General features: G+C 63.1%; 20 protein-coding genes and 1 tRNA gene. 13 read left to right on the top strand and 8 right to left on the bottom strand.

Annotated features, from left to right (window positions below):
* Positions 1-259: 259 nt before the first annotated feature.
* The 9 genes from secY to NOF55_RS12190 all read left to right on the top strand — a co-directional run bounded on the left by secY (position 260) and on the right by NOF55_RS12190 (position 9,161).
* A complete protein-coding gene (gene secY / locus NOF55_RS12230; protein WP_306411640.1) occupies positions 260-1,600 on the top strand; it encodes a preprotein translocase subunit SecY in 1,341 nt (446 codons plus the stop codon).
* Positions 1,597-2,247: an adenylate kinase gene (locus tag NOF55_RS12225; protein ID WP_306411639.1), complete on the top strand. Its 651-nt coding sequence runs from the start codon at positions 1,597-1,599 to the stop codon at positions 2,245-2,247. Before secY ends, NOF55_RS12225 begins: the two co-directional genes overlap by 4 nt.
* A gap of 266 nt (positions 2,248-2,513) precedes the next feature.
* Entirely contained in the window at positions 2,514-2,882 is a 369-nt protein-coding gene (gene rpsM, locus NOF55_RS12220; protein WP_306411638.1) for a 30S ribosomal protein S13, read from the top strand.
* Between the two features lie 204 nt (positions 2,883-3,086).
* On the top strand, positions 3,087-3,476 hold the full coding sequence (gene rpsK, locus NOF55_RS12215) for a 30S ribosomal protein S11 (protein WP_306411637.1): 390 nt from the start codon (positions 3,087-3,089) through the stop codon (positions 3,474-3,476).
* 121 nt (positions 3,477-3,597) lie between these two features.
* Positions 3,598-4,608, top strand: coding sequence for a DNA-directed RNA polymerase subunit alpha (locus NOF55_RS12210; protein WP_306411636.1), 1,011 nt, complete (start codon positions 3,598-3,600; stop codon positions 4,606-4,608).
* Positions 4,609-4,653: 45 nt separating this feature from the next.
* A complete protein-coding gene (gene rplQ, locus NOF55_RS12205; RefSeq protein WP_306411635.1) occupies positions 4,654-5,079 on the top strand; it encodes a 50S ribosomal protein L17 in 426 nt (141 codons plus the stop codon).
* A 214-nt stretch (positions 5,080-5,293) separates the two neighbouring features.
* Entirely contained in the window at positions 5,294-5,893 is a 600-nt protein-coding gene (locus NOF55_RS12200) for a cytochrome b (protein WP_306411634.1), read from the top strand.
* Between the two features lie 342 nt (positions 5,894-6,235).
* Positions 6,236-8,071 (top strand): dihydroxy-acid dehydratase, encoded by a 1,836-nt coding sequence (gene ilvD / locus NOF55_RS12195; RefSeq protein WP_306411633.1) that lies wholly within the window; start codon positions 6,236-6,238, stop codon positions 8,069-8,071.
* Between the two features lie 88 nt (positions 8,072-8,159).
* A complete protein-coding gene (locus NOF55_RS12190; protein ID WP_306411632.1) occupies positions 8,160-9,161 on the top strand; it encodes a serine hydrolase domain-containing protein in 1,002 nt (333 codons plus the stop codon).
* On the opposite strand, the gene NOF55_RS12185 is transcribed toward NOF55_RS12190, so the two are convergent.
* On the bottom strand, positions 9,142-9,576 hold the full coding sequence (locus tag NOF55_RS12185; protein WP_306411631.1) for a thioesterase family protein: 435 nt from the start codon (positions 9,574-9,576) through the stop codon (positions 9,142-9,144). The genes NOF55_RS12190 and NOF55_RS12185 overlap by 20 nt on opposite strands.
* Positions 9,577-9,815: 239 nt before the next feature.
* On the opposite strand from NOF55_RS12185, the gene NOF55_RS12180 reads away from it, so the two are divergent.
* Both NOF55_RS12180 and NOF55_RS12175 read left to right on the top strand, forming a co-directional pair.
* Positions 9,816-11,213 carry a DegQ family serine endoprotease gene (locus tag NOF55_RS12180; RefSeq protein ID WP_306411630.1) on the top strand — a complete coding sequence of 466 codons (1,398 nt, stop codon included), beginning with the start codon at positions 9,816-9,818 and terminating at the stop codon, positions 11,211-11,213.
* A 114-nt stretch (positions 11,214-11,327) separates the two neighbouring features.
* Entirely contained in the window at positions 11,328-12,641 is a 1,314-nt protein-coding gene (locus NOF55_RS12175; protein WP_306411629.1) for a replication-associated recombination protein A, read from the top strand.
* Positions 12,642-12,644: 3 nt separating this feature from the next.
* On the opposite strand, the gene NOF55_RS12170 is transcribed toward NOF55_RS12175, so the two are convergent.
* From NOF55_RS12170 to NOF55_RS12145, 6 genes are all read right to left on the bottom strand, one after another.
* Positions 12,645-13,649, bottom strand: a complete 1,005-nt coding sequence (locus NOF55_RS12170; RefSeq protein ID WP_306411628.1) for a ketopantoate reductase family protein — start codon at positions 13,647-13,649, stop codon at positions 12,645-12,647.
* Between the two features lie 46 nt (positions 13,650-13,695).
* Positions 13,696-14,136, bottom strand: coding sequence for a YqaA family protein (locus NOF55_RS12165; protein ID WP_306411627.1), 441 nt, complete (start codon positions 14,134-14,136; stop codon positions 13,696-13,698).
* 85 nt (positions 14,137-14,221) lie between these two features.
* Positions 14,222-18,058, bottom strand: coding sequence for a vitamin B12-dependent ribonucleotide reductase (locus NOF55_RS12160; protein WP_306411626.1), 3,837 nt, complete (start codon positions 18,056-18,058; stop codon positions 14,222-14,224).
* Between the two features lie 744 nt (positions 18,059-18,802).
* Positions 18,803-19,300, bottom strand: coding sequence for a xanthine phosphoribosyltransferase (gene gpt / locus NOF55_RS12155; RefSeq protein ID WP_306411625.1), 498 nt, complete (start codon positions 19,298-19,300; stop codon positions 18,803-18,805).
* Between the two features lie 173 nt (positions 19,301-19,473).
* A complete protein-coding gene (locus NOF55_RS12150; protein WP_306411624.1) occupies positions 19,474-20,316 on the bottom strand; it encodes a universal stress protein in 843 nt (280 codons plus the stop codon).
* 189 nt (positions 20,317-20,505) lie between these two features.
* Positions 20,506-21,270 (bottom strand): competence/damage-inducible protein A, encoded by a 765-nt coding sequence (locus tag NOF55_RS12145; RefSeq protein ID WP_306411623.1) that lies wholly within the window; start codon positions 21,268-21,270, stop codon positions 20,506-20,508.
* Between the two features lie 320 nt (positions 21,271-21,590).
* Here NOF55_RS12145 and wrbA point away from each other — a divergent pair, with 320 nt between their 5' ends.
* Together wrbA and NOF55_RS12135 are read left to right on the top strand one after the other, a co-directional pair.
* Positions 21,591-22,190, top strand: coding sequence for an NAD(P)H:quinone oxidoreductase type IV (gene wrbA / locus NOF55_RS12140; protein ID WP_306411622.1), 600 nt, complete (start codon positions 21,591-21,593; stop codon positions 22,188-22,190).
* A 269-nt stretch (positions 22,191-22,459) separates the two neighbouring features.
* Positions 22,460-22,545 (top strand) — tRNA-Leu (locus NOF55_RS12135).
* Positions 22,546-22,697: 152 nt separating this feature from the next.
* On the opposite strand, the gene NOF55_RS12130 is transcribed toward NOF55_RS12135, so the two are convergent.
* A complete protein-coding gene (locus tag NOF55_RS12130; protein WP_306411621.1) occupies positions 22,698-23,342 on the bottom strand; it encodes an exopolysaccharide biosynthesis protein in 645 nt (214 codons plus the stop codon).
* Between the last annotated feature and the right edge of the window lie 35 nt (positions 23,343-23,377).

Here is a 23,377-nt window from a genome sequence, read left to right as displayed (position 1 = left end):
TTCTGCTCCCATATGGGAGGCCTCACGCCCTTGCATGCGCTGTTCCAGAAAAGATGTGACGCGGTTTTCCGTCCCGGATCTCGTAGGAGAGCAGCAATACGCAGGGCAGGGCGGCAGGTCGCAATGACCGCCGCGGATCGTTGAAGGGTGAGGCGTCGGCGTTTTCCGCCACATGCCTTGCTCCGTTCAAAAAACAGAATATCGCTTCCGGAAAGGCCGGCCTCGTCGCGCCGCCGGAACGGGACAGGCGGAGATACGCATGGCATCAGCAGCGGAACAGTTGGCCTCGAATCTGAATTTTGCCACCTTCGCCAAGGCTGAGGATCTCAAGAAGCGCCTTTGGTTTACCCTGGCAGCTCTCCTCGTTTATCGTCTTGGCACTCATATTCCCCTGCCGGGCCTCAATCCAGAAGCCTATGCGCAGGCGTTCCAGTCACAGGCCGGTGGCATATTGGGGCTTTTCAACATGTTCGCCGGCGGCGCCGTCGAGCGCATGGCGATTTTCGCCCTCGGCATCATGCCCTACATCTCCGCGTCGATCATCGTTCAGCTCATGACCTCGGTCGTGCCCTCGCTCGAGGCGTTGAAGAAGGAAGGCGAAGCGGGCCGCAAGATCATCAACCAGTACACCCGCTACGGCACGGTGATTCTCGGCACGCTTCAGGCCTACGGCATTGCCGTCGGTCTTGAGAGCGGCAGCGGCCTTGTCAACGATCCGGGCTGGTTCTTCCGCCTTTCCACGGTCCTGACGCTGCTCGGCGGCACGATGTTCCTGATGTGGCTCGGCGAGCAGATCACCTCGCGCGGCATCGGCAACGGCATTTCGCTGATCATCTATGCGGGCATCGCCGCCGGTCTGCCCAGTGCGCTGGCCGGGACCCTCGAACTCGGCCGTACCGGTGCCCTCTCCACCGTGCTGATCCTGACGGTTCTCGTCGTCGCGATCGCCGTCATCGCCCTGATCGTGTTCGTCGAGCGCGCGCAGCGCCGCCTGGTGATCCAGTATCCCAAGCGGCAGGTGGGCAACCGCATGTTCCAGGGTGATACGTCCCATCTGCCTCTGAAGCTGAACACGGCGGGCGTCATTCCGGCGATCTTCGCCTCGTCGCTCCTGCTTCTGCCGGCGACGGCGGCGGGTTTCACCGACTCGGCGCAACTGCCGCCCTGGGCGACCACGGTCATCGCGTCGCTCGGCCACGGCCAGCCGCTGTTCATGGTGCTCTATGGCGCGCTGATCGCGTTCTTCGCCTTCTTCTACACGGCCATCGTCTTCAATCCGAAAGACACGGCCGACAACCTGAAAAAGCATGGCGGCTTCATTCCGGGCATTCGCCCGGGCGAGCGTACCGCGCAGTATATCGATTACGTGCTCACGCGCATCACGGTCGTTGGCGCCGTCTATCTTGTCTTTGTCTGCATTCTTCCCGAAATTCTGGTAGCACGCACGGGCGTTCCGCTGGCTCTCGGCGGCACCTCGCTTCTGATCATGGTGAGCGTCACCCTCGATACGGTTGCGCAGATCCAGGGGCACCTGATTGCCCAGCAGTATGAAGGCCTGATCAAGAAGTCCAAGTTGCGTGGAGGCAAGAGGGGAAAATGAGACTGATTCTTTTGGGGCCTCCGGGCGCCGGCAAGGGCACGCAGGCCCAGCGTATTGTCGAGCGTCACGGCATTCCCCAGCTTTCGACCGGCGACATGCTGCGCGCCGCAATCGCGGCGGGCACCGACATCGGCAAGAAGGCGAAGGCCGTCATGGACGCCGGCAAACTGGTGTCCGACGATATCGTCATCGGGATCGTGGCGGAGCGCATCGAGCAGCCCGACTGTTCCAAGGGGTTCATTCTCGACGGTTTTCCGCGCACGCTGGTTCAGGCCGACGCAACGGAGGCGATGCTGAAGGCGAAGGGGCTGGAACTCTCGGCGGTGATCGAGATCCAGGTGGACGACGAGGTTCTCACGGACCGTATCGCCGGACGCTACACCTGTGCCCAGTGCGGCGCGGGCTATCACGACACCAACCTGAAGCCGAAGGTCGAAGGCGTGTGCGACCGTTGCGGTTCGACTCACTTCAAGCGGCGTCCCGACGATAATCGGGATACGGTGGTGGCCCGTCTCCAGACCTATTACAAGGACACGTCCCCGCTGATCGGCTACTATTATGCCAAGGGACTGCTCCACGGCGTGGACGGCATGGCCAGTATCGACGAAGTCACCGCATCGATCGAGGCCATCCTGGCCAAGGTCTGAAGACCGCGGCGCTTCTGGCGCCGCGCTAGCCGACATACCGTTCGGCTTTCAAGAATCTTAAGCGGGCCGGTTGCTTTTTGGCCCTGATTCCGCTAAAGACCGCGCCAACTCGTTGTCTGCAATCGATCGGCGCGGATATCTCAAGGGATTTCCGGGTTCGGTCTTTTTGTTGCGAACGAACCCGATTTGTAAACCGGGCGGCTTCAGGGCCGCCAGAACAGAAGCACCTTTTGCCGCAAGGCAACCGGAACGCAAGGAGAATAGGCGTGGCACGTATCGCTGGCGTCAACATCCCGACTGCGAAGCGCGTCGTTATCGCTCTTCGTTATATCCACGGGATCGGTCCGAAATTTGCACAGGAAATCGTCGAGAAGGTTGGTATTCCTTCCGACAAGCGCGTTCATCAGCTGACGGACGCCGAAGTTCTCGCGATCCGTGAAGCGATCGACCGCGACTATCACGTTGAGGGCGATCTGCGTCGCGAAACCGCAATGAACATCAAGCGTCTGATGGACCTCGGCTGCTACCGCGGCCTGCGTCATCGTCGCGGTCTGCCGGTGCATGGCCAGCGCACCCACACCAACGCCCGCACCCGCAAGGGTCCGGCCAAGGCGATCGCCGGCAAGAAGAAGTAATTTCCGGTTTTCGGAAGTTCGATCGGGAGGCTGGCTTTCGCCGGCCTCTTGGGTGTTTCCGGGCAGCATGTCCGGATGCCCGATCTACGTGGCAGGCCCGCAAGGCAAGCCGATGAATTGAGACTTGGTGAGTGGCCCTTCGGCCGTTCACCGGTGTAGCCGCTGGCATTACGGCGGTGAAGAGATCTGTGAAAGGTTAAGACTATGGCCAAGGAAGCCACCCGCATTCGCCGTCGCGAACGCAAGAACATCACGTCGGGTGTTGCGCACGTCAACTCCACGTTCAACAACACGATGATCACGATCACGGACGCCCAGGGCAATGCGATTGCCTGGTCGTCCGCCGGTGCCAAGGGTTTCAAGGGCTCGCGCAAGTCCACGCCGTTCGCGGCGCAGATCGCTGCCGAGGATTGCGCGAAAAAGGCGCAGGAACATGGCATGAAGTCGCTGGAAGTCGAAGTCTGCGGTCCGGGTTCCGGTCGTGAGTCGGCTCTGCGCGCGCTCCAGGCTGCGGGTTTCCTGATCACGTCCATCCGCGACGTGACGCCGATCCCGCACAATGGTTGCCGTCCGCGCAAGAAGCGTCGCGTCTGAACCTTTCACTGTTCAACGCCCGCGAGCGTTTCCTGCCCGGTTGCGAGCAGGGCGCTCCTCCGGGTGCTTCGCACGAAAGCCGTCACGATTGGATGGTGCGGCAAATGGAAGGTAAAGCGATATGATTCAGAAGAACTGGCAGGAACTCATCAAGCCGAGCAAGGTGGAATTCACCTCTTCGGGCCGCACCAAGGCAACGCTGGTTGCCGAGCCGTTGGAACGCGGCTTCGGCCTGACCCTCGGCAACGCGCTGCGTCGCGTTCTGCTCTCCTCTCTGCGCGGAGCGGCCGTGACAGCCGTGCAGATCGACGGCGTGCTGCATGAATTCTCCTCCATCCCCGGCGTTCGCGAGGATGTGACGGACATCGTGCTCAACATCAAGGAAATCGCCATCAAGATGGATGGCGACGATCCGAAGCGCATGGTCGTTCGCAAGCAGGGCCCCGGCCCGGTCTATGCGGGCGACATCCAGACGGTTGGCGATATCGAGATCCTCAACCCGAACCATGTGATCTGCACGCTCGATGAGGGTGCGGAAATCCGCATGGAATTCACGGTCAATAACGGCAAGGGCTATGTCCCGGCGGAACGCAATCGCGCCGAAGACGCCCCCATCGGTCTGATCCCGGTCGATAGCCTTTATTCGCCGATCAAGAAGGTGTCCTACAAGGTGGAAAACACCCGCGAAGGACAGGTTCTTGACTATGACAAGCTGACGATGACCATCGAGACCGATGGTTCCGTCTCGGGCGAAGATGCCGTTGCTTTCGCTGCGCGCATCCTCCAGGACCAGCTCTCGGTCTTCGTCAATTTCGACGAACCGCAGAAGGAAGCCGAAGAGGAAGCCGTCACGGAGCTGGCGTTCAACCCGGCGCTTCTCAAGAAGGTGGACGAACTGGAACTTTCCGTCCGTTCGGCCAACTGCCTCAAGAACGACAACATCGTCTATATCGGCGACCTCATTCAGAAGACCGAAGCGGAAATGCTCCGGACTCCGAATTTCGGCCGCAAGTCGCTCAACGAGATCAAGGAAGTTCTCGCTTCTATGGGCCTGCACCTCGGCATGGAAGTGCCGGCATGGCCGCCCGAGAACATCGAGGATCTCGCCAAGCGCTACGAAGACCAGTATTAACCGTTAAAGACGCAGGGAAGCCTGCACTCATAAGGAGACAAGCTCATGCGCCACCAGAATTCCGGCCGTAAGCTCAACCGCACCGCCAGCCATCGCAAGGCGATGTTCGCCAACATGGCTGCCTCGCTCATCACCCATGAGCAGATCGTTACGACCCTGCCGAAGGCGAAGGAAATCCGCCCGATCGTCGAGAAGCTCGTGACGCTCGGCAAGCGCGGCGACCTGCACGCCCGCCGTCAGGCCATCGCCCAGATCAAGGACCAGGATGCCGTCCGCAAGCTGTTCGACACGATCGCGACGCGCTACGCCACCCGCAACGGCGGCTACCTTCGCATCATGAAGGCCGGCTTCCGTCACGGCGATAACGCCGCCGTCGCCGTCATCGAGTTCGTCGAGCGCGACGTCGATGCCAAGGGCGCCGCCGACAAGGCTCGCGTCGCTGCCGAAGCGGAAGCGGTCGAAGCCGCCTGATCCTTTCGGGAACGCTGAATCAGAAAAGGCCGGATGGGAAACCATCCGGCCTTTTCGCGTTGCGGGGGGTTCGTTCGCAATTGCGAGAATCCGGCCGGCGGTATTGATCGATATCAAGACTAAATCGGTTGTCATTCCGTAGGGTGGACATGCACCAACGATCCTGAACCGGCCCTCGGGGAGACCGGAGGAGGATCTTGCTATGGAGTGTGTCATGCAGATAGCAAATACAAGAAAACGCTTCGGTGCGGTGGCTGGGACTTTTCACTGGGTCATAGCAACTGCATTCATCCTGACCTACCCGCTTGCCTATTATATTGTTCTGGTGTTGCATTCGGACCGGACGGCGCCGCTGTTCCGCCCGCTCATCAATCTTCACTTCGTCCTCGGCATGATCGTTCTCTTTCTGGTCATTCCGCGTCTTTTGTGGCGGATTTTCAACGTCGAGCCGGAAGAGGCGCCGGGAAGCCGGGTCGAGCATATCCTGTCGAAACTGGCGCATTGGGGACTTTACGCCCTTATGATCGTGATGCCGCTCACCGGCTATCTGGGCACCAGCGGCCCGCCGATCAATTTCTACCTGTTCGAAATGACGAAGTTCCCGAACACGGCGCTGTTCCAGTGGCTCCAGCTCGACTGGGCGACTTTCGAGCCGATCGTGGATGTGATCCATCACTTCGTCGGCAAGTGGATCGCCTGGTTTGTCGTTCTCCTGCACATCGCGGCGGCCTTCTATCATCACTTCGTCCGTCACGACACCGTGCTGATCCGCATGCTGCCCGAACGGGTCGGCAACTGGCTTCTCGCCAAATGAAGGCGGCAAGCGTAACGCAAAGGGCTGCCGGGCGATGTCGCCCGGCGGCCTTTCCCTTGCCGTCGAGCGCGATGCGGTCCGGCCGGGGGAGACGGTCGCCGCTGTTCCCGAGGTGAAGCCGTTTCGCTTCGCAAGCTTGAGCTTTCCCACGATCTTCTGAACGCCTATGCGGGGCCGGCAAGATATGCGACAATCCAAGCAGGTGGGCCTTGAGCCGTACCGCTTTGGCCCGACATGATAGTGACACCTCCGGCCGTTTGCGGTAGGAACGCCGCAAATGTCGGGCTTTCGCCGCCTCGGGGAGGAGTGCGGGCGACCCGCAATAAGATCGAGGAAAACACCATGCCGCATTACCGTTCGAGAACTACCACTCATGGCCGCAACATGGCCGGTGCGCGCGGCCTTTGGCGCGCCACCGGCATGAAGGACGGCGATTTCGGCAAGCCGATCATCGCCGTCGTCAATTCCTTCACCCAGTTCGTGCCGGGCCATGTCCACCTCAAGGATCTCGGACAGCTGGTCGCCCGTGAAATCGAGGCCGCAGGCGGCGTTGCCAAGGAGTTCAATACCATCGCGGTCGACGACGGGATCGCAATGGGCCATGACGGCATGCTCTATTCGCTGCCTTCGCGCGAGCTGATCGCCGATGCCGTCGAATACATGGTCAACGCCCATTGCGCCGATGCGATGGTCTGCATCTCGAACTGCGACAAGATCACCCCCGGCATGCTCATGGCGGCGCTGCGCCTCAACATTCCGGCCATCTTCGTCTCGGGCGGGCCGATGGAGGCCGGCAAGGTCGTCCTGCACGGCAAGAAGCATGCGCTCGATCTCGTCGATGCGATGGTCGCGGCGGCCGACGACAAGGTGTCCGACGAGGACGTGCAGGCCATCGAGCGCTCGGCCTGTCCGACCTGCGGTTCCTGCTCGGGCATGTTCACGGCCAATTCCATGAATTGCCTGACGGAAGCGCTCGGCCTTTCGCTGCCCGGCAACGGTTCGACGCTCGCCACGCATGGCGACCGCAAGCGCCTGTTCGTGGAAGCCGGCCATCTGATCGTGGATATTACCCGCCGCTACTACGAGCAGGACGACACGTCGGTGCTGCCGCGTTCCGTCGCCAACAAGGCGGCTTTCGAGAACGCGATGGCCCTCGACATCGCGATGGGCGGCTCGACCAACACGGTTCTGCACATCCTCGCCGCTGCCCACGAGGCCGAGGTCGATTTCACGATGGACGATATCGACCGCCTGTCGCGCAAGGTGCCGTGCCTTTCCAAGGTGGCGCCGGCGAAGAACGACGTTCACATGGAAGACGTCCACCGCGCCGGGGGCATCATGCGCATCCTCGGCGAACTGGAGCGCGGCGGCCTGATCAACCGCGATTCGCCGACCGTCCATGCCGCGACGCTGGGCGATGCCATCGACCGGTGGGACATCACCCGCACCAATTCCGAAACCGTGCGCGAGTTCTTCAAGGCGGCTCCGGGCGGTGTGCCGACGCAGGTGGCGTTCTCGCAGAATTCCCGCTGGGAGGACCTGGACACGGACAGCGAAAAGGGCGTCATCCGCTCCGTCGAGCATCCCTTCTCGAAGGACGGCGGTCTGGCGGTTCTGAGGGGCAACATCGCCCTCGACGGCTGTATCGTGAAGACGGCCGGCGTCGATGAAAGCATCCTCAAGTTCACCGGCCCCGCCAAGGTCTATGAAAGCCAGGACGCGGCGGTCAAGGCCATCCTCTCCAACGAGGTCGTCGCCGGCGATGTCGTCGTCATCCGTTACGAGGGGCCGAAGGGCGGTCCGGGCATGCAGGAAATGCTCTACCCGACCAGCTACCTGAAATCGAAGGGCCTCGGCAAAGCCTGCGCGCTCATCACCGACGGCCGCTTTTCCGGTGGCACGTCCGGTCTTTCTATCGGCCACGCCTCGCCGGAGGCGGCGAATGGCGGCGCGATCGGCCTCGTCCGCGAAGGCGACATCATTGAGATCGACATTCCCAACCGCACGATCAATCTGGCCGTTTCGGGTGAGGAACTGGCGAGGCGCCGCGTCGAGCAGGACGCGCTGGGCTGGAAGCCTGCGCAGCCGCGCAAGCGCAACGTCACGTTGGCGCTGAAGGCCTACGCCGCCTTCGCCTCGAGCGCCGACAAGGGCGCGGTGCGTATCCTGCCGGAATAATCCGCCACATCATCACGATCCGGTGAGACGGGGCGCGGTTTCGCGCCCTTTTCTTTTTTCGGGCGCGATCGTTTCCTATCTCTAATTGATGAAAAGACGCACCATTCTTGGGTTGATGGGCCTTGCGCCCTTTGTGGGAACCGGTTCCGCCCGCGCGGCGGAACTGGCCGGGGTCGACGCCGTGTTCGACCGGGCCGCGCGGCTGGAAGGGCTTCGAACCCTTTCCATCGCCCGCAACGGCGAGATCGTCTCGGAACGCGCCTTCAACGGCGCGTCGCTGGGGCGCAGCACCAATATCAAGTCGGCATCGAAGTCGGTCATCTCCGCCCTTGTCGGCATGGCCATCGACAAGGGAGTGCTGAAGGGGGTGGACGAGCCGATCGCACCGCTTCTCAAGGCCGATCTGCCTGCCAATCCCGACGCGCGTCTGGAACGCGTCACCATCGGCCATCTGCTGTCGATGCAGGCGGGGCTGGAGCGCATGTCCGGCGGCAATTACGGGCGATGGGTTTCCAGCCGAAACTGGGTGCGGACGGCGCTTGCCGCTCCGTTCGTCGACGAGCCGGGCGGCGGCATGCTCTATTCCACGGCCTCCACGCATCTCCTGTCGGCCATCCTGACGAAGCAATCCGGCCGCTCGACGCTGGCTCTGGCGCGGGAATGGTTCCGGCCGCTGGACGGATTTTCCATCGGCGGATGGGAGCGCGACCCGCAGGGCATCTATCTCGGCGGCAACCAGATGGCGATGACGCCGGCCTCGCTGCTGGCCTTCGGCGAGCTTTACCGCCGCCGCGGCGTCACGGCCAAGGGCGAGCGGCTCATCTCCGAGGCATGGATCGACCAGTCGTGGACGCCGCGAACGGCGTCCGTCTTCAACGGCGACGGTTACGGCTATAGCTGGTTCCTGCGGAACATGGCCGGCGAAAGAACGGCCTATGCCTGGGGCTTCGGCGGCCAGATGCTCTATATCGTACCGTCGCGCGGTCTGACGATCGCCATGACCTCCCGCGAGGATGCGCCCTCGGCCAGAACCGGCTACCGCGACGCCCTGCACGGCCTGACGGAAGCCATCATCCAGACAACGGCGTGAGCCGTTCCGCCTTCTTGTCGAGCCCTGCTTTGAACCGGTCCCAGACGACGACCGCGCGGCCGATGCGGCCCCGGCCGATGATGTCGAGTTCGTCGCGGGCGATCACGTTCCAGAGCACCTTGCGGCCGTCGACGGACGCGACGGTCGCCTCGACGGTCACGGTCTGGCCGGGCAAGGTGGGTGCCTCGTGCGTCACCTCGATCAGCGTGCCGAGGCTGCCTTCGCCTTCCTCCAGCGCGGGCTTGAGCGACAGGATGCAGGCCCACTCCATCAGGCCCACCATGTAACCGGTGGCGAATACCTCCGGGATTGCCTGAAATTCCGGACTTTCGGGATAAAGAAACGGCACCGTCTTCTCGCGGGTCACGGTGAAGCTGTGGACGGTCGTGTCGCCGACGGCGAGGATGGCGCGCATGATAAAGACCTCCCTGTTTCTTCCTCATCGAAACCTTACGAAGAGTTCATGCGGTTGCAATGGGGCTTTCACTCTTCCGCCTGAATCCCTATCTACGTCCGGAAGCGAAGCCTTCGGAATCGTTGGACAATCGTTTCGACCATCAACGAAACTAAGGCTATCTTTCAGAATTTTGCATCGTCCGGGCGCCCAGGCGTGCGGGACCGGTGCCGGATCGTCGAACGCGAGAAGGGAATCACATGCTGCCCAGGTTCAAATGCGCATCCCTCGTGGTGCTGTCGCTCGTGCTGATGCAGCCCGCCGGCGCCGAGGCGCAGGAACGGCGCGTGCCGGAAAGCCAGGCCGAAGTCCAGGCCAGTTTCGCACCGTTGGTGAAGAGGACGGCGGGTGCCGTGGTCAACGTCTATGCCGAGAAGGCAGTGCAGCGCCGCGTTCTGACCGGCGATCCCTTCTTCGACCAGTTCTTCGGCCAGCGGCTTCCGAACCGCACGGAGAGGCAGTCGTCGCTCGGCTCCGGCGTCATCGTTTCGGATGGCGGCCTCGTCGTCACCAACAACCACGTCATCGACGGGGCGGACGACATCAAGGTCGCGCTGGCCGATGGCCGCGAGTTCAAAAGCCAGGTGCTTCTGAAGGACGAGCGGCTCGATCTCGCCGTCCTGAAGATCGATGCGCGGGAACGGTTTCCGTCTCTGCCGATCGGCGATTCGGATGCGCTCGAAGTCGGCGACCTGGTGCTGGCCATCGGAAATCCCTTCGGCGTCGGCCAGACGGTGACGAGCGGTATCGTTTCGGCGCTGGCCCGCAATCAGATTGCCCAGGGCGATTTCGGCTTCTTCATCCAGACCGATGCCGCGATTAACCCCGGCAATTCCGGCGGCGCGCTGACGAACATGAAGGGTGAACTGATCGGCATCAACACCGCCATCTTTTCCCGCGGCGGCGGCTCGAACGGCGTCGGCTTCGCCATTCCCGGCAATCTGGTGAAGGTGTTCCTCTCGGCGGCCGAAAGCGGCGCCAGCCGGTTCGAGCGCCCCTATATCGGCGCCAGCTTCGAGCCGGTGACGTCTGACGTTGCCGATGCGCTGGGGCTCGAGAAGGTGCGCGGCGCTCTGGTGGTCAAGGTCGTGCCGGGCGGCCCCGCGGCGGCGGCCGGCCTGAAGCCGGGCGAAATCGTGACCGCCGTCAACGGCATTCCCGTCGAGCATCCCGATGCGCTCGGCTACCGCCTGACCACGGCCGGACTGGGCGGTGCCGCGCGTCTTTCGATCGTCGAGGGTGGACGCGAGCGCGAACTGACGCTGAAGCTCGATACCGCGCCGGAGACCGTGCCGCGCGACGAGACGGAAATCGCCGGCCGCACGCCGTTTACCGGTGTGCGGATTGCCAACCTTTCGCCGCGTCTGGCCGGCGAGATCCGCCTTCCGGCCGAGAAGACCGGCGTCGTCGTCACCGCCATCCAGCGCGGTTCGCCTGCCGCGCGGCTCGGCTTCCAGCCGCGCGACATCATTGTCTCGATCAACGGGACGGCGGTGGCGAACGTCAAGGCGCTTCAGGCGATGCTGGGCGACGATCCGGGCTTCTGGCGCATCGAGATCGAGCGCGAAGGCCAGCGCATGACGCAGTTTTTCCGGTGAGAAACGGCATTTGCGTGAAACCGGGCAGCGGTTTTACGCCTCAAATGGCGTAGAATGAACCATCGAACGGCGACGAGCGCCTTCGCCCTTGTAAGGGCGGGGCAGGAGGGATGCATGAGCGACCTGTTTTCCAGTCACGAGCCGGAAGCCATGACCGGCAAGCGGCCGCTGGCGGAGCGTCTGCGCCCGAAAAGCCTTGCCGAGGTTTCCGGCCAGGCGCATCTGACCGGTCCCGACGGCGCGCTGACGCGGATGATCGAAGCGGGTTCTCTCGGCTCGATGATCTTCTGGGGGCCACCGGGAACCGGCAAGACCACGGTGGCTCGGCTTCTGGCCGGCGAGACGGGGCTGGCCTTCGAGCAGATATCGGCGATCTTTTCCGGCGTGGCCGATCTGAAGAAGGTCTTCGAATCGGCCCGTGCCCGCCGCATGTCGGGTCGCCAGACGCTGCTGTTCGTCGACGAAATCCATCGTTTCAACCGCGCCCAGCAGGACAGTTTCCTGCCGGTCATGGAAGACGGCACGGTGATTCTCGTCGGCGCGACGACTGAAAATCCCTCTTTTGAACTCAATGCCGCTCTTCTGTCGCGCGCCCGGGTGCTGACGTTCCAGCCGCACGACGAGGAGAGCCTTGGCGAATTGCTGAAGCGGGCCGAGGCGGCCGAAGAGAAGCCGCTGCCGCTCGATGAGGATGCCCGGCTGGCGATGGTGCGCATGGCCGACGGCGACGGCCGCGCCGTTCTGACGCTGGTGGAGGAGGTCTGGCGCGCGGCCCGGTCCGGCGAGGTGTTCGATACGGATGGCCTGATCCGCGTGGTCCAGCGCCGCGCGCCCGTCTACGACAAGGGGCAGGACGGCCACTACAACCTGATCTCCGCCCTGCACAAGTCGGTGCGCGGTTCCGATCCCGATGCGGCGCTCTACTATCTGTGCCGGATGTTCGATGCGGGTGAGGATCCGCTCTATCTCGGCCGCCGGCTGGTGCGGATGGCCGTCGAGGATATCGGCCTTGCCGATCCGCAGGCGCTGGTGATCGCCAATGCCGCCAAGGACGCCTACGACTATCTCGGCTCTCCCGAGGGCGAACTGGCGCTGGCGCAGGCCTGTGTCTATCTCGCCACCGCCCCGAAGTCGAACGGCGTCTATGTCGCCTACAAGGCGGCGATGCGGGCCGCGAAGGAAAACGGCTCCCTGCTGCCGCCCAAGCACATTCTGAACGCCCCGACCAAGCTGATGAAAACCGAAGGTTACGGCGACGGCTACCGCTACGATCACGACGAACCGGACGCCTTTTCCGGCCAGGATTACTTTCCGGAGAAGATGGGCCGGAAGACCTTCTATGATCCGCCGGAACGCGGTTTCGAGCGCGAGATCAGGAAACGCCTCGACTGGTGGGACAAGCTGCGCAAGGAGCGCAACCGCCGCTGATTGTCATCGGCTCCGCCGATTCTCCTCATCGAGGCGGCTGACGAGGTGCAGCACCGTTTCGCAGACCGGCGTCGGCGTGCCGGTCGTGCGGCCGAGCGCCACGATGATGCCGAGCAAGGGAGTGATCTCCAGCGGGCGCCCGGCCAGCAGGTCCTGAAGCATGGAAGTCCGCACGTCCGGGATCGCGCGCGCTTCCTCCAGCCTTTGCGCGACGTCGATGGTCAGCGGCACGCCGACCGCACCGGCCAGTGCCTTCACCTCCGTCATGATCCGCTCCATCGTTTCGACGATGCCGGGATCGGAAAGCAGCGGAACGATCGTCGCGCGGGTGAGGGCGCTCAACGGGTTGAAGGCGGCATTGTTCATCAGCTTGGACCAGATTTCGGCGCGAATCCGCGTCGTGGTCTCGGCGACGAGGCCGCTGCGGTTGAGAAGCGCGGCAATGGCCTCGATGTCGGCGCTGGCCGTATTGGCCGGCTCGCCGAGGATGAGCCGCTTCTTGTGATAGAGGTGGACGATGCCGGGTTCGACCACCTCGCCGCCCTGATAGGCGACGCAGCCGATCACGCGTTCGGGCCCGATCAGCCGCCACAGCACGCCGCCGGGGTCGAGCTGTTCCAACTGCGTGCCATTGTAGGGATTGTCCGGCTCGCCGTGGAAATACCACCACGGAATACCGTTCAGGATCATCACGACCCGCGTTTCCGGTTTCAGCAGCGCGGCGATGCCCTCCGCCGCGGCCGCGAGCTGGTGTCCCTTGAGGCCGGTGATCACGAGATCCTGCGCGCCGAGTTTGCGCGGATCGTCGGTGGCGGTCAGCCGCGCGACGAGCGGCGCATCCGCGCCGTCCTCGCGAAGGGTCAGACCGTCCCGGCGGATGCGGTTAAGATGAGCGCCACGCGCCACTGCGCTGATGTCGGTCTCCTCCGCGCAGCTCGCCGCGAGTTTCGCCGCAATCCCGCCACCCAGCGCCCCGGCGCCGTAAATGCAGATCTTTCGAAAGCCCATCGTTCCATCCCGTTCGTATCGGCTGCCGTCATTGTTGCCGGCAGCGTCACATCCACCCGCTCGTCGCGCCCGCCAGAACGATATAACGCCCGGTCTTGGCAACCGCGACCAGAAGCAGAAAGGTCAGAAAAGGCACTTTCAACACACCGGCGATCACGGTCAAGGGATCGCCGACGATGGGCAGCCAGCTCGCCAGAAGGGACCACTTGCCGTAACGCAGATACCAGCGTTCCGCTGTCGCCAGCTTTTGCGGGGAAACGGGAAACCAGCGTTTGATGCGAAAACGCTCGATGCCGAGGCCGAGCAGCCAGTTGGTGACGGAGCCGAGCACGTTGCCGAGGCTTGCGACCCCGACGAGAGCGGCAAGCGGATAGTTTTCCGTCAGAATCAGCAGAACGAGCGCCGCTTCCGACTGGGCCGGCAGAATCGTTGCCGCCAGAAAAGCTGCACTGAAAAGGCCCGCATAGGCCAGAAGATCGTTGCTCAAAGGGCGCTCGCTCCCGAATGACGGAACGCCGCGGTTTCAGCCGCGGCGTTCCCTGCACAAATTCGGTCTGTGCGTATCGCGTCCCTTAGCTGCAACCGCTCGTCGCGCCGCAGGTGTCGCACTTCTCGCAGGTGCCGTTGCGCACCATCGTGAAGTTCTGGCACTCGGAGCACATGTTGCCGGTGTACCCCTGCATCACCGCGCGGGCGCGGCGCTCGGTTTCGAGCCGCTTGGCTTCCGTCCTGGCGGCGGCGGCATCGGCCGCGGCTTTGTCGGAGAACAGTGCGGTGCGTTCCTGCGCGGCTTCGTCGGCCAGCGGTTCGTCGGTCGCCTCCTCGGCGATTTCCTCCGCCAGTTCCTTCGCCCGCTCCTCGTAGTCGCGCTTGAAGGCGACGATTTCGGAGGTGGAGACGGCAAGCGCCGGCTCGATCTTGCGGGCGGCATTGCCCGAAAACGCCGTCACAGTGCCGGTCGAGGCGGCCTTGGCCGGAGCGCCGGTCGCCGAACCCTTGGCCTCGGAGGGCGAGCGGTCAACGTTTCCCGAAACCAGCGTCGGCTTGTAGCCGCGGGTCCATCCGGTGGAAACGAGGTTGGTCTTGCCTTCCTTGATGCCCTTGCCGAGGGCGGTGTTGGAGAAATCCGACGTATCGACATGGGCCAGATCGTGGCGTCCGAGATAGGAGACGGCGAGTTCGCGGAACACGTAGTCGAGGATCGACGTGGCGTTCTTGATCGCGTCGTTGCCGATGACGATGCCGGCCGGCTCGAATTTGGTGAAGGTGAAGGCCTCCACATATTCTTCCAGCGGCACGCCGTATTGCAGGCCGAGCGAGATGGCGATGGCGAAGTTGTTCATCATGGCGCGGAAGGCGGCGCCTTCCTTGTGCATGTCGATGAAGATCTCGCCGAGGCGGCCGTCGCCGAACTCGCCGGTGCGCAGATAGACCTTGTGGCCGCCGACGGCTGCCTTCTGGGTGTAGCCCTGGCGACGGTTCGGCAGTTTTTCACGCTCGCGCACGACGCGCTCGACAATCCGCTCGACGATGCGTTCCGTCACCGTCACGGCCTGGGCCGCGACCGGCTGCTGGACGAAGTCCTCCAGCGCGTCCTCGTCGTCCTCGTCCTCGATCAGCGAGGCATTGAGCGGCTGCGACAGCTTCGAGCCGTCGCGATAGAGCGCGTTGGCCTTGAGCGCCAGCTTCCAGGACAGCATGTAGGCGCTGCCGCAATCCTCGACGGTCGCCTCGTTCGGCATGTTGATCGTCTTGGAAATGGCACCCGAGATGAAGGGCTGCGCCGCCGCCATCATGCGGATATGACTTTCGACCGACAGGTAGCGCTTGCCGATCTTGCCGCACGGATTGGCGCAATCGAAGACCGGCAGATGCTCGTCCTTCAGGAAGGGCGCGCCTTCCAGCGTCATCGCGCCGCAGACATGGACGTTCGCCGCCTCGATCTCCTTCTTCGCGAAGCCGAGATGGTCGAGCAGGTTGAAGCTGATGTCGGCGAGCTGCTCGTCCGTGACCTTGAGCGTGTCCTTCAGGAAGTCGGCGCCGAGCGTCCACTGGTTGAACACGAACTTGATGTCGAAGGCGCTCTTCAGGGCGGCGTTGACGGCCTCGATCTTTTCGTCGGTGAAGCCCCGGGCCTTCAGCGCCGAGGGGTTGATGCCCGGCGCCTGGTTCAGGTTGCCGTGGCCGACGGCATAGGCCTCGATCTCGGCGATCTGGCTTTCGGTGTAGCCGAGCGAGCGCAGGGCTTCCGGTACGGCGCGGTTGATGATCTTGAAGTAGCCGCCGCCGGCGAGCTTCTTGAATTTCACCAGCGCGAAATCGGGCTCGATGCCGGTCGTGTCGCAATCCATGACGAGGCCGATCGTGCCGGTCGGGGCGATCACCGTCGTCTGGGCGTTGCGGTAGCCATGCTTCTCGCCGAGTTCCAGCGCCAGATCCCAGGCGATAACGGCATGGGTGATGAGGTCGGCGTCGGAGCAATCCTTGTGGACCAGCGGCACCGGGTTGACGGACAGGCCCTCATAGCCGGCGGCGTCGCCGCGGGCGGCGCGGGCATGGTTGCGGATGACCCGCAGCATGTGCTCGCGGTTCGGCTCAAATTCCGGGAACGGACCGAGTTCGGAGGCGATTTCGGCCGAGGTCGCATAGGCGATGCCGGTCATGATCGCGGTGAGCGCACCGGCGATGGCGCGGCCCTCGTCGGAATCGTAGGGGATGCCCGAGGACATCAGCAGGCCGCCGATATTGGCGTAGCCGAGGCCGAGCGTGCGATACTTGTAGGAAAGCTCCGCGATCTGGCGCGAGGGGAACTGCGCCATCATCACCGAGATTTCCAGGACCACGGTCCACAGGCGCACGGCATGCTCGTAATCGCCGATATTGATGCGCTTGGTGGCAGCATCCTTGAACTGAAGCAGGTTCAGAGAGGCGAGGTTGCAGGCCGTGTCGTCGAGGAACATGTATTCCGAGCACGGGTTGGACGCGCGGATCGGGCCGGCGGCCGGGCAGGTGTGCCAGTCGTTCATCGTCGTGTTGAAGTGCAGGCCCGGATCGGCCGACGCCCAGGCGGCGTGGGAAATCTTTTCCCACAGGTCGCGGGCCTTCAGGGTCTTGACGACCTTGCCGTCGGTGCGGGCGGTCAGGTTCCACTCGCCGTCGTTCTCGACCGCGCGCAGGAAGTCGTCCCTGAGCGAGACGGAATTGTTCGAGTTCTGGCCCGAGACGGTCAGATAGGCTTCGGAATCCCAGTCCGTGTCGTAGGTCTTGAACTCGATATCCTTGTAGCCCTGCTGGGCGAACTGGATGACGCGCTTGATGTAGTTTTCCGGAACCTGATCCTTCTTGGCGGCGCGGATCTCGCGCTTCAAGGCAGGGTTCTTCGCCGGGTCGAAGCAATCGCCGCGCGTGTCCTCGGAGCCGGCTTCGCAGTTCACGCAGGCCTTCAGGATGGCCTTCAGGTGCCTGGAAACGATCTTGGAGCCGGTGACGAGGGCGGCGACCTTCTGCTCCTCCTTCACCTTCCAGTCGATATAGGCCTCGATATCCGGGTGGTCGATGTCGACCACGACCATCTTGGCGGCGCGGCGCGTGGTGCCGCCCGACTTGATGGCGCCCGCCGCGCGGTCGCCGATCTTCAGGAAGCTCATCAGGCCCGAGGAACGGCCACCGCCGGACAGTCTTTCGCCTTCGCCGCGCAGATGCGAGAAGTTGGAGCCGGTGCCGGAACCGTACTTGAAGAGGCGCGCCTCGCGGACCCACAGGTCCATGATGCCGCCCTCGTTCACCAGATCGTCGCCGACGGACTGGATGAAACACGCATGCGGCTGCGGGTGCTCATAGGCCGAATTGGACTGGACGAGGTGGCCGGAGAAGGGATCGACGTAGAAATGGCCCTGGCCGGGGCCGTCGATGCCGTAGGCCCAGTGCAGGCCGGTGTTGAACCATTGCGGGGAATTCGGGGCGACGCGCTGCGTGGCGAGCATGTAGGCGAGCTCGTCGCGGAAGGTAAGGGCGTCTTCCTCGGACGAAAAATAACCGCCCTTCCAGCCCCAGTAGGTCCAGGTGCCGGCCAGACGGTCGAAGACCTGCCGCGCATCGGTCTCGGAACCGGTGCGTTCATTCTCGGGCAGTTCGGCAAGGGCTTCCTCGTCGGCGACGGAGCGCCACAGGAAGGAAGGGACGCTGTTTTCCTCGACGCGCTTCAGGCGCGCCGGAACGCCGGCCTTGCGGAAATATTTCTGGGCCAGAATGTCGGTCGCGACCTGGCTGAACTGGGTCGGCACATCGATATCCGCCAGCCGGAAGACGATCGAACCGTCCGGATTCTTGATCTCGCTGACCGCCTTGCGGAACGCGATGTCCGCATAGGCCGACTGGCCCGGCTTGGTGAAACGGCGTTCAATGCGCATTTTGCCCTTCCTTCATATTCTGTTCCGGCCCGTCATGGCGGGCGCAACAAATCCCCGCAGCTGTCCCGGTTGTCGGAGCAGCCGTTCTCATTGTCTTTCAGGTGATTGATGCTCACCCAGTATGTTGAGGTCGGGTCGGCTGCAAGCACTAAATATAGTATTCACAGCTGATTTTTTCCAGTCCCCCGCATCGCATTGCCGCGTTGGTGGAAAACAGGCACAAAGACTCGTTTCCGCGCCCGGCCAGCGGGTCGCGAATGGGTGCATGCGCCTGTTTTCGAGAGGGAGTTCCAGCCTCGTTACTTCCGGAACCCGTCGCCGCCGCAACTGTGTCCATTAAGTTCATTCCCCCCGTCATCGTCAAGGGCTGGTTTACTATGATGTGACGGCCACAAGATGTTGTGGATGAACCTGTGGAAATTGGGGGAAGTGGAAGAACGTCGAAAATTCAGCAGCTTGCCGGAACTGCTTTCAGCACTTTCGACCGCCGGGGCGAGGGAACACGATTTGTCGCAGACGAGATGTGGTGGCGGCGTGACAGGAAAGTCACGCCCCGTCACGCGGCTGACGTAAACCGCAGTCTGAGACAGTTTCCCATGTTTTCCAGTAGGTTGTGTGTTTCACCGGAATAGGACGCCCCGCGGGCGCATTCCGTTACGGCATGTGCCGGAGTGATTCGCGTGGCGGGGCGAAGGCGGCGGACTGGACCGCAGCCTTCGTTAAAAAAAGCCCGCCGCCTGCGACTCAGTCGCGCCCGGTCTTGGCGATCGGCTCCTGATAGGCGAAGCCCAGGTCCCAGGGAAAATAGATCCAGGTGTCCTGGCTGACTTCGGTGATGAAGGTATCGACCATCGGCACGCCTTTCGGCTTGGCATAGACACAGGCGAAATGGGCCTTGGGCATCATCGCCCGCACCTCGGCCGCCGTCTTGCCGGTGTCGGTCAGGTCGTCGATGACGAGAATGCCTTCGCCCTGCGCCGAAAGAAGCTCGGAGGAGATCGGCTTGAGCAGGTTGGTTTCGCCCTGGTTCAGGTAATCGTGGTAGGAGGCGATACAGACCGTGTCGATCAGGCGGATATTGAGTTCGCGCGAGATGATCGCGGCCGGAACGAGGCCGCCGCGGGTGATGCAGACGATGGCCCTGAACTCCCGGCCGAGACCGGCAAGCCGCCAGGCAAGCGCGCGGGCGTCACGATGGAACTGGTCCCAGGAAACGGGAAAGGCTTTTTCGGGTAGCGACATGCGTGTGAACTCCGGATGGGCGGAAACGGGATTGAGATGGGCTGCGCTTTTAAAGCAATTCGCTGCGAAGTGCGAAGCGGTTTTATGCGCGCCATACCGGAAATCCGGGCTTTTCCGCTGAAAACGCCAGGAGCGACCGCAAGGGCCGCTCCGCACAGGCATCTTGCCGGGGATCAGCGTGACAGAAGCGTGAGCGCCGTCATGGATTCCAGCAGCGTGCGGGTCACGCCGCCGAACAGCAGTTCGCGCCAGCGCGAATGGCCGTAGGCGCCCATGACGAGCAGGTCGATACTGCTTTCGGCAAGCCGGTTCTCGATGACGGAAGAGGCGTCGAGATCGGTGGCGCTGTGCGTGGAAAGGACCGCATTGACACCGTGACGGGCGAGCGCGGCGGCGATTTCCGCTCCTGCGGTTTCGGGGGTCTGCGTCGGCGTTTCCTGCGGGTTGACCGAAAAGATTTCGACGGATTCGGCCTGTTTCAGGAAGGGCAGGGCGTCGAACGTCGCGCGGGCGGCTTCCCGCGAACCGTTCCAGGCGAGCAGGACGCGCCGGATCGGCTTCGGCTCGGTCAGGATTTGGGGAACGAGGAGAACGGGCCGGCCGCTTTCGAACAGGAAATTCTCGATGTCGGACCGGTTATCGGACAGAAGCGAACCGTCGCCCTGCGCCGCGACGATGAGATCGGCGGCACGCGCGCTGTCGATCACCGATGTCGAGGAAAAGCCGATCGACGAGACGAAATGGCGCCACTCCCAAGTGGCGGTGCTCTGGTCGGCCTTCCGGGTGAAAATGCCCTCGATGGCGCCCGTTTCGGCTCTGGAGGCTTCCTGAAGCGCTTCGATGGCGACGGGATCGGGAATCTCCATCGGCGCCACGATCGGCACGGCGGAGTAGTTCTCCACATGCAGGCCGATGACATGGCCGGAAAAGGTTTCCGCCAGATGGACCGCGAAATCGGTGATCTGCCCGGCCTTGTCCTGTTTATCGAGAACCGCAAGAACTGTCTTGTAACCCATCATGGTCTCCTTTGGCGGTTGGCGGCCCTGCGCGCCGCGCCCTGTTCACGCGCATCCGGCATCGGGGTCGGGATGAGCAGGCTGTCTCCGGTGCGGGCGCCGCCTGACACGACGAGAGTGATGCCGCAGCAAACGCCCTTCCTTGACCTCAGTCAAGCGGGTTGCATCCGCTTGATAAAAGATCGGATTTCAGGCCGGAGAGGCTTCCTTTTCCTGCCGGATGGCCTCGATCATGGCCCGGACGTCCGCTGCTGCCGCTTCCAGAGCGGTTTCGTCCCGGGCGCGCACGATCAGTTCCGTGGTGAAGACACCGTTGCCGCCGAAACGCGGATAGGAGCCGATGCTGGTTTCGGGATGCGCCTTCTGGATGGCTGCGAGCCTCAGGCCGATCTCGCCTTCGCCATAGGGGCTGGTGACGGCCACCGACAGCATCTTCCGGCCGTGCGCGAGTGTTGGCAGGACGTGATCGAGCATGGCCTCGAAAACCTGCGGAACGCCGGCCATGACGTAGACATTGCCGATCCGGAAGCCGGGTGCGGTGGAAACCGGATTGGGAATGTGCTCGGCGCCCTGCGGCATGCGGGCCATGCGCTTGCGCGTTTCGGTGAACTCCATGCCGCGCCGCTCGTACATGGCGGCGAGAAGCTCCAGCGCCTTCGCATCGTGGATGCAGGGCAGGCCGAAGGCGGCGGAAACGGCATCCGCGGTGATGTCGTCATGGGTGGGGCCGATGCCGCCGGAGGTGAGGACATAGGTGTAGCGGCTTCGCAAGGCGTTCACGGCCGCGGCGATTTCCGCCTCTTCGTCGGGCACGATGCGCACTTCCTTCAGGTCGATGCCGGAAAGCGTCAGCATGTGGGCGGCATGGCCGATATTCTTGTCTCGGGTCCGGCCCGAAAGCAGTTCGTCGCCGATGGCGAGCATGGCGGCGGTTACGGTGTCCTGAGCGGTCATGATTGTCTTTCCCTCGAATACGGCCCTCGAATGCGGCGCTGGAAAATAGCGCAACGCGCGGCGAAGCGGAATGGGTTTCACGCGCAACCGGCGTTGGCCGGGGTGGTCGCAATTATGAGAAGATTCCGCAGGTTCGTATCCTATTGTCGAACAGTCCGTTCCCGGCGTTCCCTCTGGTCGGCCCGCCGCAACCGCCCTAAGTTGATTGTCACAGCGGCGACGGCATTGCCGGGCATGATACTCGAACCCATCCGCCGGCTTGCGACGAAACGACGGACCCGGACATACAGGGTCCAGAACAGGAAAAGGAAGCGAAGACAATGGCCAAGGTACTGGTTCTCTACTATTCTTCTTATGGTCACATCGAGCAGATGGCCTATGCCGTTGCCGAAGGCGCCAAGGCCGAAGGCGCTGAGGTCGTCGTCAAGCGCGTGCCGGAAACGGTGCCGGAAGAGGTCGCCAAGGGCGCCCACTTCAAGCTCGATCAGGCCGCACCCGTGGCAACCGTTGCCGAACTGGAAGAGTACGACGCGATCATCGTCGGCGCCGGCACCCGTTTCGGCACGGTCGCCTCTCAGATGCGCGCCTTCTGGGACCAGACCGGCGGCGTGTGGTTCAACGGCAAGCTGGTCGGCAAGGTCGGTTCGGTGTTCACCTCTTCCGGCACGCAGCACGGCGGTCAGGAATCGACGATCCTCGGCTTCATTCCCACCTTCCTGCACCACGGCATGGTCGTTGCCGGCCTGCCTTACTCGTTCCAGGGCCAGACGGGCGTCGAGGAAGTCAAGGGTGGCTCGCCCTACGGCGCATCCACGATCGCCGGCGGTGACGGCTCGCGCCAGCCTTCGGCCATCGAACTGGAGGGCGCGAAGTTCCAGGGCGCAACGGTTGCCAAACTGGCGGCCAAGCTTTCGGCCTGATCGCCGCAAGACAGCCGAAATCGAAAAAGGCGCGGTTCGCCCGAACCGCGCCTTGTCTATAATGAACGCCTCGCCGACACGCCGCGAACGGGATTTGCACGATGCCGGAAACGGATTGCAGAACAGGTCCTTGGGCGCTTGCGCTCTTCCCCGAATCGCGAAAACGCTCCAACCCTTTGTTTTTACGCATTTCCGGACGTAAAGCCGCTTCACACTTTTACTGGAAATGCTCTTGACGCGCGCATCCAAGTTGCTGAAAAGAGGCGCGCGCGGGCGTGGCGAAACTGGTAGACGCAAGAGACTTAAAATCTCTCGGCCTTTGGTCATGCGGGTTCGATCCCCGCCGCCCGCACCATTTTCCTTTCTTCACGCTGCCGAGACCTTCGGCCGCTTCACTCCAGAGGCGGCGCCGAAGCAGCGGCGGCGCCCATGCGGCCTTGCGAACCCCGTGGGTTCGACGATGCGCCGCAGAAGCGCACCATCTTCATTTGCGCCCGGCCGTTCCCGTCAGCCGAAGCCCGGAATCTCGAAGCTGGTGCCGGTCGCCCAGATCAGCCATGCGAGGCCGCCGAAGTAGATCACCGTCAGGCCGATCATGACATAGCCGCAGGCCACGAGAAGCCCGTCGCGCTGGGAAATGCCGGTCGAGAGCAGAAGGATGGCCACGCCCGGCAGCGTGTTGGAAAAGGGGATGAAGCTGAGCGGCAGCATCAGCAGCGCGCCAGCGAAGGTGAGGGCAAGACCGTTCAGCCGGTTGGCGACCATGCCGGTGGTGAAATAGAGGAAACGCGGCTTCAGATAGCGGTCGATCCGGCGCAGGAAGTTGATGCCGCGGTTCAGAACCGGCACGAGCTTTGCCGTGTCGAGCTGGCGGTTGGCGACGAAATTCGGAAGCCAGGGCAGGCGGTTGATGGTGATGGCGATGGCGATCAGGACGATGCCGGCGCCAAAGACCGTCGAGACGCCCGGAATCGACACCGGAAAGAGAAACGGCAGCGACAGCAGCGCGCACAGCAGCAGCAGGCCCTGCTCGCCGATCATCGCCATCAGGTCGCGAAGCGTGATGCGGTCCGTCTTGATCTCGTTCAGAATATCTTCCAGCACTTCGCTAGTCTTGCGGGAGGTGTCCTTGAACTGGATGTTGAGCGACATCGAAAATGATCCTTGGTTTAGCGGCTAGGGTCGGG

Source organism: Ectorhizobium quercum, assembly GCF_026552795.1.
In the GTDB taxonomy this organism is placed as follows: domain Bacteria; phylum Pseudomonadota; class Alphaproteobacteria; order Rhizobiales; family Rhizobiaceae; genus Ectorhizobium; species Ectorhizobium quercum.
The sequence above is the reverse complement of the archived record's forward strand: the minus strand, read 5'-3'. Positions and strand labels throughout refer to the sequence as shown.

What these genes read in the sequence shown, in the direction of transcription:
- NOF55_RS12185 (WP_306411631.1), bottom strand. Translation starts at nt 9,576, where the DNA reads ATGCGCGCCATCCTCGCCGTCGGCGACACGACCGTCCACAGCTTCACC.
- NOF55_RS12145 (WP_306411623.1), bottom strand. Translation starts at nt 21,270, where the DNA reads ATGACCGCTCAGGACACCGTAACCGCCGCCATGCTCGCCATCGGCGAC.
- NOF55_RS12200 (WP_306411634.1), top strand. Translation starts at nt 5,294, where the DNA reads ATGCAGATAGCAAATACAAGAAAACGCTTCGGTGCGGTGGCTGGGACT.
- NOF55_RS12175 (WP_306411629.1), top strand. Translation starts at nt 11,328, where the DNA reads ATGAGCGACCTGTTTTCCAGTCACGAGCCGGAAGCCATGACCGGCAAG.
- secY (WP_306411640.1), top strand. Translation starts at nt 260, where the DNA reads ATGGCATCAGCAGCGGAACAGTTGGCCTCGAATCTGAATTTTGCCACC.
- gpt (WP_306411625.1), bottom strand. Translation starts at nt 19,300, where the DNA reads ATGTCGCTACCCGAAAAAGCCTTTCCCGTTTCCTGGGACCAGTTCCAT.
- NOF55_RS12160 (WP_306411626.1), bottom strand. Translation starts at nt 18,058, where the DNA reads ATGCGCATTGAACGCCGTTTCACCAAGCCGGGCCAGTCGGCCTATGCG.
- NOF55_RS12190 (WP_306411632.1), top strand. Translation starts at nt 8,160, where the DNA reads ATGAAAAGACGCACCATTCTTGGGTTGATGGGCCTTGCGCCCTTTGTG.
- wrbA (WP_306411622.1), top strand. Translation starts at nt 21,591, where the DNA reads ATGGCCAAGGTACTGGTTCTCTACTATTCTTCTTATGGTCACATCGAG.
- NOF55_RS12210 (WP_306411636.1), top strand. Translation starts at nt 3,598, where the DNA reads ATGATTCAGAAGAACTGGCAGGAACTCATCAAGCCGAGCAAGGTGGAA.
- NOF55_RS12180 (WP_306411630.1), top strand. Translation starts at nt 9,816, where the DNA reads ATGCTGCCCAGGTTCAAATGCGCATCCCTCGTGGTGCTGTCGCTCGTG.
- NOF55_RS12150 (WP_306411624.1), bottom strand. Translation starts at nt 20,316, where the DNA reads ATGGGTTACAAGACAGTTCTTGCGGTTCTCGATAAACAGGACAAGGCC.
- rplQ (WP_306411635.1), top strand. Translation starts at nt 4,654, where the DNA reads ATGCGCCACCAGAATTCCGGCCGTAAGCTCAACCGCACCGCCAGCCAT.
- NOF55_RS12170 (WP_306411628.1), bottom strand. Translation starts at nt 13,649, where the DNA reads ATGGGCTTTCGAAAGATCTGCATTTACGGCGCCGGGGCGCTGGGTGGC.
- ilvD (WP_306411633.1), top strand. Translation starts at nt 6,236, where the DNA reads ATGCCGCATTACCGTTCGAGAACTACCACTCATGGCCGCAACATGGCC.
- rpsK (WP_306411637.1), top strand. Translation starts at nt 3,087, where the DNA reads ATGGCCAAGGAAGCCACCCGCATTCGCCGTCGCGAACGCAAGAACATC.
- NOF55_RS12225 (WP_306411639.1), top strand. Translation starts at nt 1,597, where the DNA reads ATGAGACTGATTCTTTTGGGGCCTCCGGGCGCCGGCAAGGGCACGCAG.
- NOF55_RS12130 (WP_306411621.1), bottom strand. Translation starts at nt 23,342, where the DNA reads ATGTCGCTCAACATCCAGTTCAAGGACACCTCCCGCAAGACTAGCGAA.